The sequence below is a fragment of the Psychrobacter sp. Sarcosine-3u-12 genome (assembly GCF_002836005.1).
Taxonomy (GTDB): Bacteria; Pseudomonadota; Gammaproteobacteria; order Pseudomonadales; family Moraxellaceae; genus Psychrobacter; species Psychrobacter okhotskensis.
Map to the genome: position 1 here is coordinate 259,912 of NZ_PJBY01000109.1, position 16,609 is coordinate 276,520.

The 16,609-nt window shown below is 42.4% G+C and carries 12 protein-coding genes; 9 read left to right on the top strand and 3 right to left on the bottom strand.

Going from position 1 to position 16,609, the window contains the following annotated elements:
* The first annotated feature begins 97 nt into the window (after positions 1 to 97).
* The 5 genes from CXF65_RS15220 (at position 98) to CXF65_RS13005 (ending at position 2,658) form a co-directional block, all read left to right on the top strand.
* A complete protein-coding gene (locus CXF65_RS15220) occupies positions 98 to 451 on the top strand; it encodes a TIGR03643 family protein (RefSeq protein ID WP_198015446.1) in 354 nt (117 codons plus the stop codon).
* Positions 452 to 576: 125 nt separating this feature from the next.
* Positions 577 to 1,266, top strand: coding sequence for a ribulose-phosphate 3-epimerase (gene rpe / locus CXF65_RS12990; RefSeq protein ID WP_025652452.1), 690 nt, complete (start codon positions 577 to 579; stop codon positions 1,264 to 1,266).
* 105 nt (positions 1,267 to 1,371) lie between these two features.
* A complete protein-coding gene (locus CXF65_RS12995) occupies positions 1,372 to 1,707 on the top strand; it encodes a hypothetical protein (RefSeq protein ID WP_101212403.1) in 336 nt (111 codons plus the stop codon).
* Positions 1,708 to 1,841: 134 nt separating this feature from the next.
* Positions 1,842 to 2,153, top strand: a complete 312-nt coding sequence (locus CXF65_RS13000) for a hypothetical protein (RefSeq protein ID WP_010201409.1) — start codon at positions 1,842 to 1,844, stop codon at positions 2,151 to 2,153.
* Between the two features lie 193 nt (positions 2,154 to 2,346).
* The gene (locus CXF65_RS13005; protein ID WP_010201404.1) at positions 2,347 to 2,658 is read left to right on the top strand and encodes a hypothetical protein; all 312 of its coding nucleotides are present in this window, start codon (positions 2,347 to 2,349) and stop codon (positions 2,656 to 2,658) included.
* A gap of 143 nt (positions 2,659 to 2,801) precedes the next feature.
* Here the strand turns inward: CXF65_RS13005 and rpmG are convergent, their stop codons facing one another.
* Together rpmG and rpmB are read right to left on the bottom strand one after the other, a co-directional pair.
* Positions 2,802 to 2,957, bottom strand: a complete 156-nt coding sequence (gene rpmG / locus CXF65_RS13010) for a 50S ribosomal protein L33 (RefSeq protein WP_010201403.1) — start codon at positions 2,955 to 2,957, stop codon at positions 2,802 to 2,804.
* Between the two features lie 134 nt (positions 2,958 to 3,091).
* On the bottom strand, positions 3,092 to 3,328 hold the full coding sequence (gene rpmB, locus CXF65_RS13015; RefSeq protein WP_010201401.1) for a 50S ribosomal protein L28: 237 nt from the start codon (positions 3,326 to 3,328) through the stop codon (positions 3,092 to 3,094).
* Between the two features lie 485 nt (positions 3,329 to 3,813).
* Here rpmB and CXF65_RS13020 point away from each other — a divergent pair, with 485 nt between their 5' ends.
* The gene (locus CXF65_RS13020) at positions 3,814 to 11,637 is read left to right on the top strand and encodes a hypothetical protein (protein WP_157824078.1); all 7,824 of its coding nucleotides are present in this window, start codon (positions 3,814 to 3,816) and stop codon (positions 11,635 to 11,637) included.
* Between the two features lie 202 nt (positions 11,638 to 11,839).
* The gene (gene purU / locus CXF65_RS13025) at positions 11,840 to 12,769 is read left to right on the top strand and encodes a formyltetrahydrofolate deformylase (protein WP_101212581.1); all 930 of its coding nucleotides are present in this window, start codon (positions 11,840 to 11,842) and stop codon (positions 12,767 to 12,769) included.
* 129 nt (positions 12,770 to 12,898) lie between these two features.
* On the opposite strand, the gene CXF65_RS13030 is transcribed toward purU, so the two are convergent.
* Entirely contained in the window at positions 12,899 to 13,663 is a 765-nt protein-coding gene (locus CXF65_RS13030; protein ID WP_037025430.1) for an inner membrane protein YpjD, read from the bottom strand.
* A 462-nt stretch (positions 13,664 to 14,125) separates the two neighbouring features.
* Between CXF65_RS13030 and ffh the strand changes: the two genes are divergently transcribed.
* Together ffh and tsaB are read left to right on the top strand one after the other, a co-directional pair.
* Entirely contained in the window at positions 14,126 to 15,670 is a 1,545-nt protein-coding gene (ffh, locus tag CXF65_RS13035; RefSeq protein WP_025652459.1) for a signal recognition particle protein, read from the top strand.
* 195 nt (positions 15,671 to 15,865) lie between these two features.
* Positions 15,866 to 16,549, top strand: a complete 684-nt coding sequence (gene tsaB / locus CXF65_RS13040) for a tRNA (adenosine(37)-N6)-threonylcarbamoyltransferase complex dimerization subunit type 1 TsaB (RefSeq protein ID WP_025652460.1) — start codon at positions 15,866 to 15,868, stop codon at positions 16,547 to 16,549.
* Positions 16,550 to 16,609: the final 60 nt, after the last annotated feature.

The window sequence follows — 16,609 nt, forward strand, 5'->3', positions numbered from 1 at the left end:
TTTAAAAGGTAAAATTATGGCAAGTTATCAAGATTTAACAGCACAAAGCTTAGATTCTTCCTCAGCTGAATCAGCGCTGGCGACTATGCAAGCCGAAATGGATGCGGCGCTAAAAAAGAAGCAGCATAGCAACAGTGACCCAGTCTCTAAAGCTAACTTAAATGAGTTCATCGCGAAAAATATCAATGACGCTGGTGACAGAGTGCTTGATGAGACCCAAGTCTCACGAGTTATAGAGATGGCGTGGGAGGATAGAACCCCATTTGGGGCGATCGAGCACAGCTACGGCCTTAATGAAGCGGGGGTTATTAAGCTCATGCGCCAAACGCTAAAGCCGTCGTCTTTTCGGTTATGGCGTCAGCGTGTGAGTAATCGCGCTACCAAACATCAAGCGAAACGTGAGTTTGCAGTTGGTCGCGCCTATTGTAAAACCCAATATAAACAGCGCTAGGGGTTTGAATCCTTAAGATTATTGCTTTAAAGGCTTAAGTTTTTTAACTCATTTAGATGACTATCGAGTGAGTTGAAGACACGCCCTAGTATTTCTTTATTTCAACAAAATTAGGTAGCTCAATTATGATCAGTCCTTCTAAGCCATATCTTATCGCTCCTTCCATTTTATCTGCCGACTTTGCCAGACTGGGCGAAGAAGTTGAAAGAGTATTGGAGTCAGGTGCTGACGTCATTCATTTTGATGTGATGGACAATCATTATGTCCCCAATCTGACCTTTGGCAGTATGATCTGTAAAGCGCTGCGTGATTATGGTATCGATGCACCTATCGATGTTCATCTGATGGTATCGCCGGTGGATAGCATGATTGAGCAATTCTTAGAGGCAGGTGCGAGTGTTATCACTTTTCATCCAGAAGCCAGCGCGCACATTGATCGCTCTTTGCAGCTCATCAAAGATGGCGGCGCTGAATGTGGCTTGGTATTGAATCCAGCTACGCCGCTGCATTATCTAGACTATGTCATGGATAAAGTGGATCAAATCTTACTGATGAGTGTCAACCCTGGTTATGGTGGTCAGTCGTTTATTGAAGGTACTCTGGACAAGGTACGCCAAGTCCGTCAACGTATCATCACCAGTGGTCGCCCAATTAGACTAGAAGTTGATGGTGGTATCAAAGCCAGTAATATCCGAGCCATCGCTGAAGCGGGCGCTGATATGTTCGTCGCTGGTTCTGCGATATTTAACCAAGAAGACTATAAAGCGGCTATCGATGCGATGCGTGCAGAGCTTGCCTTGGCAAATGGGGAGTAACGCCCCATATAGTAAGGTATATACTATTGAATATTAGAGTTACATACTACTGATAGCCGCTGTATGACTGACTATATCAAGCGACGCGTCAGCTAAAGGTGCCATATGAATATACAAAATGCAGAACATAAAAACCAAGATTTGCAACCACGCAGCTTAGTACCCAAAAGCATTACCATTGGCTTGGCTATGTTTGCGCTTGTCTTAAGCTTGGCAGGCTATGGCTTTCGTCTCATGGTAGGTGATGATACTGGCGAAGTATTACGTCATGCTGCGGTCATCGTGCCTGCATTTATGCTGGGTATTCCGCTTTTGTTCTGGATAGGGTCACGCATATTTAACAAGGTTAAAGGCACACATATAGAAGGCTGGAATGCGATTAGCTTGGGCTATTTAACCTCTTGTATATCGATACTATGGTTGATGGGTACTTATAGTTAATTTTTTAGTCGCCAAGATGAGGTTGCTGAATAAATATAACCTTATGAATATAATGGGGCAATATTTTTTATAAGCGGTTTTTACACACTTTTTCATCATTAAGTCAGGCTTTTTAAGCATGACTGGAATTCTACATGCGAATCATACCGACCAAGATTGCCAACATTATCTATCCAAAAGACTTACCAAATGGCTTATTTACCAGCTTAATTATCGCCTGTTTACTGTTAGGGCTGGCGTCACTGCGTCATGGTACAGATTTTCAAGGCTGGCTGAATGTCATCGAAAACTGGCTGCTTATGCTGTTGATATTTCCGACGGCTACCGCTACCGTTGCCTTGCCGTTTAAATATCGAGATCCGACGCTCGAGTTAAAGCTCATGTATTACCTCGGCATGTTTGTGGCCTTCTTATTTACCATCGCAAAACTACGCTATTGGCGTTAACTGGTTTGCAGTGTCAGCAGACGAAAGTCGCATTTATATGTAAGACTTGCGTGACAGCCCTTGAATTCTAAGGTCAAAGCGTCCATTGTATGAGTAAGACAGTTTTACCCGCGTTACTGTAAATTGCTAGCTTTATTAAATGAATTATTAGGGTTTCTTTGCAGCGATAAACGGGTTAATAAGGATAACGTGAATGCCATACGACATTGATAATGAAATAGAAGTAGACAACGAAAGCACCGATCAATTTGCAGGATTTGCCAAAGAGACGACACTCGAGCTAGTAGAGGCGGATGATGGTCGATTGCTATTGCGTGACGCTGAACAAGATGAAGCGCCGCTGATGACCATTGATTTCTCTGAAAAACTCAAAGAGTTGCTTGGTAGTGATACGCAAGCAATCGGTCAGCACATGATTCATGCGGCGATTCAAGTTATCATGCAAAAGCAGATGAGCCAATGGCATGCGCATGTCTATGATAAAGAGCCAACGCACTACAGTTAATTCAATCTGCACAGCTGTTTCTGTATAGCTATTAATAATAGCGAGTAACTTAGTAATGAAAGTTAAGCATAGATAGTCAAAACGTCAGCAATAAAAAAAGGTATATCAATTGATATACCCTTTTTTTGTTCAAATAATAGCAATTATTTGATTTTAGCTTCTTTAAAGATCACATGCTGGCGTACTTTTGGATCAAACTTTTTGATTTCCATTTTGCCAGGCATAGTGCGCTTATTTTTGGTAGTGGTGTAGTAATACCCAGTACCAGCGGTTGATACTAACTTAATTTTATCTCTCATGATAGCTTTCCTGTAAATGAGGGGTCTTCAAACGATAGGTACGGATCTAAAAAATTAAGTGGCTACAATAAATGTAGCAGAATGGCAGCTTAAGTAACAAAGATAATCGATGTCCTTAAGCTACCAGTCGTCACTTATACTTTTTGACCTTGTGCGCGCATATCTGCTAACACTTTATCGATACCAAGTTTGTCAATGGTGCGCATACCTTTGGTAGACACACGTAGACGTACAAAACGATTTTCAGACTCTACCCAAAAACGATGGTTATGAAGGTTTGGTAGAAAGCGACGACGGGTTTTGTTGTTTGCGTGCGAAACATTATTACCCACCATAGGGCGCTTTCCAGTCACTTGGCAAACTCTAGACATGGCGAACTCCTAATCTATGAGGTATGAGGGATTCTCATACCAGTCTGGGCAAGTTGCACGTATTTGCGGCATGGACACAGCAAGCGGCAGCTTTGCACCAAACAAAACTATATGAAGGTTGAGCTGATATGACTGTCATCTAAAGGCAAATAACAGGCTAACCAATTCAGAAAATTTTAAAGCCGACATTTATACCATAAAAGTAATGAATACTCAAATATTTTTATGATAAATGTCTGCTTCAACGCGAGCTATTATACCTGAAATGAGCAGGCTATGTGATTGATTATTTAACGGTAAAGAGTAATTTTTAGTTGTAAGTTATAACAAAAGTCAGTAAAGTTGCTGTTATAAAATTAATACAATCTGTTAATACAACTGACCTTAATGTAAATCTATGTATCATTACCAATCTATTGTGATTTGGTGTAATGATAATTTACTTATTTGCTCGAATAAATTACTGCCGATGCGGAGTTCAAAACATGTCATATAGCTCATTACCTTTTACTTATAAGTTATTTCAACTTACTTCTTTGACTTGCGCTTTGGCACTGGCAGGTTGTGGTGGCGGAGGTGATGGTGACACGGTCGACTCTATTGCTCCTGAACCTGATTTGGGTGTGACGCAGCCTGGTAATGGTGGCAATGGTAATAACGGCGGGGGTGAGCAAGTGCCAGATGTTGAGCCTGAGTTCTTTTTACAGAGACTTAGTACGACGCCGACCATTATCGAGCTATCGGATGAGCAAACGAACTTCAGTGTCACTGTTAAAGCTGCTGAAGTAAGCTCTGGTGGCGCGATGGTTGGTAAAGCAGTGACCTTGAAAGTAGTCAATTCTGAAAATAATGGTATTACTATTGAAGGGCAGAGCACCCAGACTACTGATAGCGATGGTAATGCTGTGTATACGCTTAAGCTCAATCCGCAAGCAGTTGCTGATAAAGATGCGCTAATAGCAGAAGGATTTACCTTAGTAGCCACTGCCAAAAAAGCAGATGGTACTGCTATTGCACCGCAAGAGTTAAAAGTTTCAGTGAGCAAAAAAGGCAGTGGCGATGGTACACAAGTTACCGAAAGTAAACTTGATATCATATCTGTGTTAAGCACAAGTTCAGTCTCTAACAATGCCTTAAACCCTTATGGTGATAGTGCTCAATTGACCGTAATTGCTAAAAATAGTAATGGTGCTCGTGTTCAAGATGTAAAAGTTGGACTGGGTATTAATAGTATTAAAGGCATCTCTATTGTAGGTGGTAATAGTAAAGTCACAAATGCGGATGGTATTGCAACGTTCAACATTAAAGTAGATGAAAATCTTTCGAAAGCTGAGCGTGATGCATTGCTACAAGGTGAAGGTATTGCATACGCAATCAGTATCCAAGAGCAAAATGGCGCTACTAAGCAGGAAACAGGCAATCTATCAATAGAGTTGCCTGTTTCTGATTATGTGCTAGATGTAAAAGGTAGCGATGTAGTGCTCAATGCCTATGGAGATGAGCAACCTCTGACCATCACAGCAACTACCAAAAACTCTAAAGTACCAACCTCTATCAATGGAGCAAAGGGTACAATCAAGCTTAATAACCCAATTACTGGGGTCAAGCTGAGTACAGAGGCTTTTGTCTTTGATGCGGCTGGAAAAGCAATTGTAAACCTCATCGTAGCACCTACGCTTACTGCAGATCAGCGTAAAGAGATTGTAGAGAAAGGCGTGAGTTACACTGTGGTTTTATCAGAGCCTAACCGCTCAGTAACGTCCGATACATATGGCAGTGAAGCATATATTCCTGAGTCTCAGTATCAAATAAAGTTTGCGACGAAAAACAAAAATAGAATCTCTAGTTTTGGTAGTGAGGCCATTATCAGCTTCCGTGTCAATGATAAAGATGGTGGAGCAATTGCCAATCAAAAAGTCACCGCCAGCTTACCTCAAGATCTAATCAAAACAGGGTTATTGAATTTAGACAGTGCTGCTACTCAAGTAACCGATAGTAAAGGCATGGTTAGTTATAATGTGAGTGTGCCAGCAAGCTTGACTGCTGCACAAAGAGCAAAACTAGAAGGTATCGGTGGCTTTATCTTAGCAGCTAAGGTTACTGAGGCCTCAGGAGCTAGTAGCACTATCAACAGTGAGCGTATCCAAGTCACTGCTGCAAGTGAAACAATCCTAAATGTAAAAAACATCCCTAGTGCTGTTAATATATTAAAAAATCAATTCCAAATTCAAGTGGCAGGCAAACGTCCAGATGGTAGTGCGGCAGCTGGTAAAGAAGTGAAGTTGGCTATTAGCAATGTCACAGGCGTAAGTATTCAAGGTAGCCAGCAAACGACAGACGCCTCAGGTAATGTCACATTTACTGTTAATTTAAGCCAAGATCTGACAGAAACACAGCGCCAAGCTTTGGTGAAGTCTGGCATTCCTTATACGGTAACTCTGACTGATGATGATGGTGTGGCTACTAATAAGTATAAAGCGCCAGTTATCATTCCAGTGGCTGAATACAAGCTAAACTTTGGCAGTAGCAGTGTTAGTAAGCTGCTAAGTACAGGTGGTGTCACGACCCTAAGCTTCCGCGTTAATGATAAAAATGGTGGCGTAATAGCCAATCAGACCGTAACAGCAAGCTTACCGACCAGCTTGACTCAAAAGGGTTTGATAACACTTGAAAATGCCGCAAGCCAAGCAACTGATGCTCAAGGCAATGTAAGTTACACGGTTCGCATTCCTGCAGGGCTGTCTGTTACACAGAGAGCAGAGTTAGAAAAAGCTGGTGGGTTCGTGCTAAATACTCGTCTGGTTGAATCATCAGGTGCAAGTATCAATGTAAGTAGTAACCGTATCCCAGTGACTGCTGACCCTAGTAGAAGTAAAACTATCCTCACGGCAAAAACCACTCCTAGCGTCGTGAACGTTTTAAAAGACAAGTTTACGATTCAAGTATCTGCCAAGCGTCCAAATGGTAGTGCTGCTGCAGGTAAATCTGTAAAGCTTGCGATTAATAACGTCAAGGGCGTTAGTATCGAAGGTGGTGAACAAACCACTAACAGTGCTGGTAATGCGGTGTTCACCGTAAATATAGACCAAGCATTGACCTTAGAGCAACGTAAAGCGCTTGAAAAAACAGGCATTGCTTATACAGCCACATTGACTGATGACGATGGTGTTGCCACTGAAAACTACAGTGTGAAAGCATCTGTCCCTAACGCCGAGTACAAAATCAATTTTGGTAGCAGCAGCAATGCGCAATTATCAAGCTCAGGTGGTAGTACTGTCGTTAGCTTCCGAGTGAATGATAAAGACGGTGGCGTTATAGGCAATCAAAAAGTCACAGTGAGTCTCCCGAAGTCTTTAGTTGATGCTGGGCTATTGACCCTAGATAGCGCTGCTACTCAGACAACGAATGACAAAGGTATCGTGAGCTATACCGTTCGTATCCCTACTGGATTATCGACTGCACAAAAATCAGCATTAGAAAAAGCCAGCGGATTTTTCTTGACGGCCAATCTGATCGAGGCATCTGGAGCCAGTACTAGTACCAATAGTGCGCCTATCAGCATAAGCGATAAAATTCAAAAAAGTTTAACGGTCTTAACCTCAGAGACCAACCCTAAGGTAGTGAACGTTTTAAAAGATCAATTTACGATTCGAGTATCGGGTAAGCGCAAAGATGGTAGCGCTGCAGCTGATAAAGTTGTCAAGCTAGTGCTTAATAAAGTAGCCGGCATTACAGTTAAAGATAACGAACAGAAGACTGATGCGTCAGGTAATGCGACATTTATCGTAGATGTAAGCCAAGACTTGACCCAAGCTCAACGCGAAGCACTAGTGAAGTCAGGCATTACTTATACCGCGAGTTTGACTGATAACGATGGTGTCACCACCAGTAATTATAATGCGTCTGTGGTTATCCCTGCTGCACAGTATCAAATTAATTTTGGTAGCAGTGATAAAGTTCAGTTATCAAGTTCAGGTGGTAATGCAGTCATTAGCTTCCGTGTGAATGATAAAAATGGTGGGGTTATTGCTAATCAAAGCGTCACAGCAATGCTACCAAAAGCTCTAATCGACTCTGGCTTACTGACTTTAGACAGTGCTGCGACTCAAATGACCAATGCTCAAGGTGTGGTCAGCTATAAAGTTAGTGTTCCTGCAGGTTTGACTAAATCACAGAAAGATAAGCTAGAAGCACAAAAGGGCTTTGCGTTAACTGCCAAAGCTGTTGAAGCCTCAGGTGCGAGCAGCAGTATCAGTAGTTCGGCTATAAAAATCAGTTCAGAGTTAGCCAAAAGTGATATTAAACTTACTTCGATTAGCTCTCCTAAAGTGGTGACTGTCACAGACAAGCAGTTTACTATTCAAGTATCTGCTAAAAACCCTAATGGTAATGTCGCAGTCGGCAAAAAAGTAAAGCTTGAGATCAGTAATGTGGCAGGCGTCAGCATTCAAGGTAATGAACAAACAACCAATGAAGCTGGCAACGCAGTATTTACTGTCAACCTTAGTCAAGACCTAACAGCAGCACAACGTACAGCTCTAATCAAATCAGGTATTAAATACAATGTTACTTTGACAGATGATGATGGAACAGTCGCCAAAATTGAAAATGCAGTTATTAATGTAGAACAACCAGCAACGAGTTTAGAGTTTGCCTCTATCCTTACGCCTTCTATTAGTGAACTTGGTGGTAGTGGTACTATTAGTATCAAGCTATTGGATAAAGTTAAGCAAACGCCAATGAAAGGGCAAGCAGTTGCTATTCAATTGGGTAAAGCAGCACTTGATTATGGCGTTACTGTCAACGCAGAGTCTGCGACTACTGACTTTAGTGGTGAGACGACGTTTATAGTTACTATCCCAGAAGGCTTATCAGCAAAAGAGCGTACTGAGCTTAAGCGTACAGGTATTAATTATCAGCTGTCGTATGTCGAAAAAGGCGAAACTTATACCTCTGCTATAACAAAAGTAGATATTCTAACTCCAACTGTTGATTTGACAGTACTAAATCCGCCGAACCTTATTAATAACCGTCCTTTTTATACATTGAACGGCGAAGGTGATACGGTGACTGTTAATGCGGCATTAAGTACTCGAAACACTAACCTTAGTATCAGCGATCAGCCTATTAAATTAGATTTTGCTAACAAAGAACTAGCAGCATTATTAATTGTAAATGGTAAGTCAGGATCATTTGCCAATATTGTTCCTACGGACCCTAACGGGGCGGCAAGCTTTACAGTTACTGTGCCAAGCTTAACAGCAGAGCAACAAGCGGCACTCTTAGATCAAAAGCTAACAGCTATCTTGACTGAGACGTTGACAGGTAAAAAACAAGAGATTCAGTTTAATATACAGTCAACCAAAGCGGCTATTGATTTGATAGCTATCACACCAAAAGCACTAAATCTAAACGGTGGTGAGACTCAAGTTGAAGTAATAACCAAAGACAGCAAAGACAATGTCATTGCAAATAAACAAGTTTACTTGGCGCTCCCTGCTTCGGTTGCGGCTCAAGGGGTTAGCTTGGTAACTAGTGGTACACAAACCACAAATGACTCAGGTAAAGCAAGCTTTACGCTTGCTGTGCCAGCTGGTCTTACTGATGCGCAAAAAACGGCCATCGGTGGTAGCTTTGCAGTTGTATTCTCAGCAACTGATGAGAATAACAATATTGCCACGAAAACCAGTACTGTTAAGACAGCTACTCCTGATCTAAACGGTACACAAGAAAGTATAACAATCGGTGCAAATAAAGTCGTTAATACGAAGGGCGATACATTTAAAGTATTTGTGCGTGTAGAGAATAAAAAGGGCAGTATTGCCAATCGTGAAGTGCGTTTGAATGTTGATAATCCTATCAAAACTGGCGTGACGGTTAGTAGTAATACCGCTATGACCAATGGTGATGGTTTAGCAACCTTTGACTTAACACTTACAGATGGTGCTAACGTCAACCAAGCTATCTTAGAAGCAGGCATCAAGCTGACAGCTACCACGACGACTGCAGAAGGTGTCGAGCTACCACAGACCTATATCGTTGCAGTAGATACTGCTACGATTGATAGTTATCAGCTCATAGCGTCCTCTGACAAGTCTACGTTGAATACTGGTGGTGATCAGACCAATGCTACTTTCCGTGTGACCGACAGCAAAGGCGGTATCTTGGCAGGAGTACCTGTACAGTTAAGTATTGAAGACTTAGAGGCCAGTGGTGCGGCGTTAACCACACCAAGTATGGTAACCACTGATGCTAATGGTCAGATCGATGTCGGCGTCATCCTAGCAGCCAACTCTATCAATTCGCGTCTAAATCATAGCGTAGTGATTCACGCTAAAATCGTGACACCGCAATACGATGCAGATGGCAAGGTCAGCATGCAAGTGCGTGAAGAGAAGTCATTAAGCTTATCAGCTATCGGTACAGAGATTACTATTGCAGCTACAGAAGCCAATCTAAAAGATGGCGCTTCTACTACTATCACGACCACATTAGTAGATGGTGCAGGACGTGCTATTGCCAATGCTGGTATGGAGTTGGTCGACGCGAACGGTGATGTTATTCACTCTAGTGCAACTGCTATTAGCAATGCAGATGGTCAAGCGGTGTTTAATATTAACGAAGCTGATTTGACCTTTGATAGCAATGGTAACTTACGTGTATTTGCTCGCGCTTTGGGTGAAAATAGTATCAATATTCAGCGTAGTTTAAATAGTATTGAGCTGATTAAGATTTCTCAAGCGGGCATCAGCTTTATTAATATTGAAGACGTTTATAATGTCGATGAGCCACAATTAATTAATGTTCAAATTCGTGCTGATAGTGCAGAACAGGCAGCAACTCTTGTCGGTAAAGAAGTTGAAGTGCAAACGACTATTGGTAGCTTGATTCCTAACTATTTAGATAAGTTCACTGATAAGGTTATTGTAACTAAGCCTATTAAGGCAACTGATATTCAGGGCAATATCATTACCGTGAAAGTATGGTTAAAATCTAATCTTGCTGGTACCGCTGTATTGCAAGCAACAGTTCTCGGTGAAAATGTCAATGGCCAGCCTCGTTACCAAACGACAGTTGATACACGTTTTCGTGCTACAACACCTGCTAAAATGCTATTCCAAGCGGTGAAGTCGGTTATTACTCCAGGTGGTAGTACTGAAATTGTCGCTACAGTAAAAGATAAAAACGATGTACCAGTTGAAGGACAAACCGTTGTCTTTAGTCGCACGTCAGACTCTTCAGCAGGTCGTTTGTCAGCTGCCACAGCAGTAACAAACAGTAGAGGTGAAGCACGTGTTGTCTACCAAGCCAACGCTAGCTCACCTATTGGCGGTGTGGTTATCAATGCTCGACTACTCGATGATAAATTTAATGTTCCTACTAGAACAACCACTATTACCGTATCAGAAGAAGCAGTGTATACGACCTTAGCATTCGCTGATAAGATATCATCAGATGATATTTATTATACTGTACGTGGTTCGATATCGGTCATGGATGGTTCGGGCCGTGCTGTGCCAAATAAAGAAGTATCAATTAAGTCTTATGCAGTTGAATACGCTCAAGGAAAGGTATGCTTACTGAATACAAATGTAGCTTATCAAGGTGCAAATACTATAGATAAAGATGGTAAAGTAAATACGCCAGCACTTAAGACATCTACTAAGCAAGAACCACTTATCTTTAAGTCTAATTGGTATGATACTGAAGATCCAGAGTATAATTACACTCTAGATAAAGATGCTGACATCAATATCAATGATGATGGTAGTATAGGAAATGGTAGATTAGACCCTATCAATCCAGTAGCTATTATAAATGGCCAAGTATCTGAAGATGGTTATTCATTTACAACTGATGAAGTAGGGCGAGCTGATTTTGAGATTCGTTATCCAATACGCTATTCAACTTGGGTGAAAGTGCGGTTTGATGCTTCAACGTTCTTGAACGGTAGTGAGAGTACACAAAGTATCAACTATGTATTACCGTATCAGTTAGGCGACCTGTCGATAAGTGATTCGAGCTTAATTACACCTTGGATAGATCATGCAAGTCCATTTGGTACTGGTGGTGTTCCATGTATTGATAGTATGAGTATCAATATCGATGCTGAGAAGGATATCTCCAAGGTGGTTTTATCTCCTTATCAGCCAAATTATTCTGTATCTATTAACGGTGAAGGTCCAAGTAACATATCTACAGGTTATAACAGCTTCATAGTAGACTTTAGTAAAGCATTTGACTTAGGGTCTACTATTAGCGTAAATAGTAATGGATTTGGCTTCTCTAAAGTGATTCAAGCCCAGTAGAGATTAACAACCTTATAAAATAAAAAACTATAAATACAAACCCCCAACCCCGCGTTGGGGGTTTTTGCATTTGTAATCTCAATAATTAAATACAAGCAACTCAATCAGCAAAGTCTTGCAAAAGCGATTAGAATAGTCAGTTTCCTATGCTGCTATGCATATTCAAAGTAAGCAGCACGTTTCATTTTTAATTGGGCGCACTATGTCAGACAATACCACGACTGCTACAGCAAGCATAAAGTCGAGCAAAACTTCTCAAAATGTACTATCTACCGATGTTATTGATACCGCGACGCTACTGATTAAGTGTCGTGATCAAGCAGGTATCGTACAGGCCGTATCTGAGTTTATACACCGTTATGGTGGTAATATTATTACGCTCGATCAGTATTCAACGGCTCATGAAGGTGGGCAGTACTTTATGCGTTTGGAGTTTGCGTTAGCAGGCTTGAGCGAGATTATGGATAACTTTGAAGCCAGCTTCGGTCATACGGTGGCCAAGCGTCACAATATGGCGTGGCGCTTGCATAACAATGCGATTAAAACCAAGGTTGGTATTTTAGTATCAAAGTTTGATCATGCGTTGTTGGATTTATTGTGGCGGCATCAGCGTGGATTGCTTGATTGTGAGATTACTTCGGTCATCAGTAATCATGAAGACTTACGCCAAGCGGTAGAAAACTTTGGCATTGATTTTCATTATGTGCCAGTGACCAAGGACAATAAGGCAGAGGCGGAAGAGCAGATTCACGAATTGATGGCAGGCAATGACTTGCTAGTATTAGCGCGCTATATGCAGATACTGTCCTCTGATTTTGTCAAGCGTTGGCCGATGCAAGTTATCAATATTCATCATTCGTTCTTGCCAGCCTTCGTCGGGGCTGATCCGTATCGTCAAGCTTATGACAAAGGCGTCAAGCTTATCGGCGCGACCGCGCATTATGTCACTGCTGAATTAGATCAAGGGCCTATCATTGAGCAAGACGTACACCGTGTGACTCATCGTCAAGGTGTGACAGAGTTGCGGGCTATTGGTCGTGATATCGAACGCAATGTGTTGGCACGTGCCGTTAACTGGCATGTGCAAAACCGCGTGATTGTGACTGGCAATAAAACAGTGGTTTTTAATTAGCTTTTGATTAGAGCATTTTTAAAGTGAAAGGTATGCATTGAATACAGAGTTAATAAAAAGCCGCCAATAGTATTAGATAATACTATTGGCGGCTCCATTTTTAATCACATTACTACGGTAAATCTAAGTTTATAACAGCATCTCTAACACAAACTTGCTACCGACGAAGCCAATGGCCAATAAGATAAAGGCATAAATAGTAATGTTGGCAGCACGTTTGCCACGCCATCCAGCGCGCCAATTACCGAACAGTAGCGCACCGAACAATAACCATGATAGCAAGCTAAACACCGTCTTATGCACGATATGCTGCGCCATCAGATCTTCTACGTAAATAAAGCCGATACCCAGCGCGATGCTAAGCAGGACAAAGCCGACCAACAGCATGTCGAATAACAGACTCTCCATACTTTGTAGTGAGGGCAGTTTATTGACCCAAAAGCGGTGGATGCTTTGATGCTTAAGCTCACGAATTTGCAGCCGCAAAAATAGCGCTTGCACCGCTGCCATCAGCAGCACACAATAGGCGGCCAGCGATAGCAATATATGTGCTTCAAGGCCAACGCTAATATCCGTAAGTGGTTGATAAGGCGCGCGGCCGACATAGCCGACTGTCAATCCTATCAGGGCAGTCGGTGCGGCCAAAATACCGAGGCTCAGAATAGGGCGATAGAGACAGAACAGTACATAAAAGAATAAGAAAAACAAACTGGTGAGGCTCAGCACATTAAACAGATTAAAATTTAGCCCGTATAAGGTCACGACGTAAGGGTAGAGTAGCGTCGCATGCGCGAGCATACCGACCAATAATAAGCCTAAGCTCACGCCTTTATGGATAGGTTTGTCCTGAATCAGCGCCCAACCGATGTGGAAGCTGACGATGATATAAGCCATACTAGCAAGTAAGAATGCAAAGTGCACAGGTAAAAAGCCTCATCTCATCATGAGCGTAAAATAGCCGCTCAATATAATGCTAAAGTGGTTGTGACAGAAGGATTAGAATAATCGTCCAATTTATCATAAAATGGCAGTCAATTGAGTATCATCTTATTTATTCCTCATAAATGCGTAACGATGGCAGGATAAATAAGACCTTGTATCGGTCACTGATAAGCCAACCAAGCAAGCATTTTGCAAAACGTCTATAAATTTTTAACCGTCTTAATGCTATAGTATTGATAATAGGCAGTTTTATTTGCCAGCATTGCACCCAAACCTAAGCATGCATCCTAATATTATTTATAAGCCATTTTCATGGTTTACCTAAGAACTGGTTTGACTAACAATTATTTTAACCAACAACTATCTTAACTGCGAATTACTTTAACTGCGAATCACTTTAACTGAGAGTTATTTATGTTTGATACTTTAACAGAACGCTTATCGTCGAGTCTGCGCAATATTGTCGGGACTGGGCAACTGACCGAAGACAATATCAAAGACACCTTGCGTGAAGTGCGCATGGCATTGTTAGAGGCGGATGTGGCGCTACCGGTCACCCGTGATTTTGTGAAGCGCGTCAAAGAGCAAGCGCTTGGTGCAGAAGTGCTCAAAGAGTTGGCACCGGGTCAAGCATTTGTCAAAATTGTCCATGACGAGCTGACCGAAATGATGGGCAGTGCCAATCAGCAGCTTGAGATGACGGGTAAACCGCCAGTTGTTTATCTACTAGCTGGCTTGCAAGGGGCGGGTAAAACCACCACGGCCGGTAAATTGGCGAAGTTTTTACAAGAGCGTCATAAGAAAAAAGTAATGCTAGTCTCTGCTGACGTTTACCGTCCGGCAGCGATTGCCCAGCTTGAGCAAGTGGCAGGTCAGGTGAATGCCAAATTCGTCAATTCAAGTAGCGACGAAAACCCGATTGATATCGCTCGACGCGCTATTGAAGAAGCAAAAATCCAGTATCAAGATATTTTGATTATCGATACCGCTGGTCGCTTGGCTATTGATGAAGCGATGATGGAGGAGATCAAAGCATTAACTGCTGCGGTCAATCCTTCTGAAACCTTATTCGTCGTCGATGCGATGACCGGTCAAGATGCGGCCAATACTGCCAAAGCCTTTAACGATGCGCTGCCATTAACGGGTGTTATCCTGACTAAAACGGATGGTGATGCTCGCGGCGGTGCAGCACTGTCTGTACGCGCGATCACTGGTAAGCCGATTAAGTTCTTAGGTCGCGGTGAAAAACTAGACGCGCTAGAGCTGTTCCATCCGGAGCGTATCGCCCAGCGTATTCTTGGCATGGGTGACGTCTTAAGCCTAGTCGAAGAAGTTGAACAAAAAATCGATCGTGATAAAGCCGAAAAAATGGCGAAAAAGATGCAAAAGGGCGGCGAGTTCGACCTTGAAGATCTCTTGACTCAGTTCCAACAGATGAAAAGTATGGGCGGTATGGCAGGCTTTTTGGATAAGATGCCAGGTATGGGCGGCTCTGACATGCAAAAAGCGGTTGAAGATGCTAAGCCAGAAGAAAAAGTGCGTGAAATGGAAGCATTGATTAACTCAATGACGCCGTTTGAGCGTAAAAACCCTGATAAGATTAATCCAAGCCGTAAACGCCGTATTGCCGCAGGTTCAGGTCGCGAGATTCAAGACGTCAATCGTTTGCTCAAGCAGCACAAGCAAATGGCAAAAATGATGAAAATGATCTCCAAGCCTGAAGGCATCAGTAAGATGATGAAATCGATGCAAGGATTGATGGGCGGCGGCAGTGGAGCAGGTGGCGGCGGTCCTTTATTCGGCGGCGGTCAACAAGGCGGCGCTAAAGACGTGAACCCACAGCAGATGGCCAAACAGATGGGTCTGGATCCAAACAATATGCCAAGTACCGAAGAGATGCAAAAGCAAATGGCGGAGATGCAAAACCAAGCGCCGAAGGGCTTCAAAAAACGTTTTTAAATGGTTGTTGATTAAATAAGTAGTTGTTAATAAAACCCCCAAGGTGCCAGTCGCTTTGGGGGTTTTCATGTCTGTCATACTTAAATGAATATCGATGGATTAAGTATGAAAATTTTGAAATTAATAAAATTTGCCCATCCTAAATGCTATGATAGGCGCTGTTTTATAATACCAAGCGAATAAGCCGAGGTTATGATGTTTTTAGCAATGGATACCGTGTTCGATCAGTGTTCGATCGCGATTTTAGATGTCAGTGGTCAAGTGCTATCGAGTCATACTGAGACGGGTAAACGCCAGCAAACGCAGCAAATCCTGCCGATGATTGATGCGGCACTGTCCGAAGCTAAGCTCAATCTTGCTGATTTGCAAGCCTTGATATTCAACCGTGGCCCTGGTGCATTTAGCGGTATACGCATTAATACGGCAGTCGTGCAAGCATTGTCTGTTGCTCATGACATTCCTTGTGTGGGTGTCTCAAGCCTACAAGCGATTGCTCAATGTGCGTATCAGAAATACGGTCAGACCGACGTTTATAGCGCCCTTGACGCCCGTATGCAGCAAGTTTATTTTGGGCAATATGCTGCAACAGATGACCTGATGCAGGCGGTTAATCAAGAAAATGGCGAAGATACCGAGCAGTTGCTCGATTATGACAGCCAGACGATGCTTAATATTCCTATCGCTGGTAATGGGGCGTCGCTATTAGCATTACGTGATGGTCAGATAATTCAGGCAGATATTCACCCTGATGCTACTGTGATAGGGCAGCTTGGTATTGCTCAGTTCATGGCGACAGGTGGTACAGAAGCCTCACAAGCTTTACCAAAGTATCTTCGCAATCAAGCGTGGAAAACGCTAAAAGAGCAAGGTAAGGCGTAACCATCATATTAATGCCAGCCATTATCAGCGCTATATAACATATAACAATACTCTAAAAAC

Bases quoted from the DNA above. Each gene is read 5' to 3' on its own strand.
- tsaB (WP_025652460.1), top strand. From the start codon at position 15,866: ATGTTTTTAGCAATGGATACCGTGTTCGATCAGTGTTCGATCGCGATT.
- purU (WP_101212581.1), top strand. From the start codon at position 11,840: ATGTCAGACAATACCACGACTGCTACAGCAAGCATAAAGTCGAGCAAA.
- rpe (WP_025652452.1), top strand. From the start codon at position 577: ATGATCAGTCCTTCTAAGCCATATCTTATCGCTCCTTCCATTTTATCT.
- CXF65_RS13020 (WP_157824078.1), top strand. From the start codon at position 3,814: ATGTCATATAGCTCATTACCTTTTACTTATAAGTTATTTCAACTTACT.
- CXF65_RS12995 (WP_101212403.1), top strand. From the start codon at position 1,372: ATGAATATACAAAATGCAGAACATAAAAACCAAGATTTGCAACCACGC.
- rpmB (WP_010201401.1), bottom strand. From the start codon at position 3,328: ATGTCTAGAGTTTGCCAAGTGACTGGAAAGCGCCCTATGGTGGGTAAT.
- ffh (WP_025652459.1), top strand. From the start codon at position 14,126: ATGTTTGATACTTTAACAGAACGCTTATCGTCGAGTCTGCGCAATATT.
- CXF65_RS15220 (WP_198015446.1), top strand. From the start codon at position 98: ATGGATGCGGCGCTAAAAAAGAAGCAGCATAGCAACAGTGACCCAGTC.
- CXF65_RS13000 (WP_010201409.1), top strand. From the start codon at position 1,842: ATGCGAATCATACCGACCAAGATTGCCAACATTATCTATCCAAAAGAC.
- CXF65_RS13030 (WP_037025430.1), bottom strand. From the start codon at position 13,663: ATGGCTTATATCATCGTCAGCTTCCACATCGGTTGGGCGCTGATTCAG.
- CXF65_RS13005 (WP_010201404.1), top strand. From the start codon at position 2,347: ATGCCATACGACATTGATAATGAAATAGAAGTAGACAACGAAAGCACC.
- rpmG (WP_010201403.1), bottom strand. From the start codon at position 2,957: ATGAGAGATAAAATTAAGTTAGTATCAACCGCTGGTACTGGGTATTAC.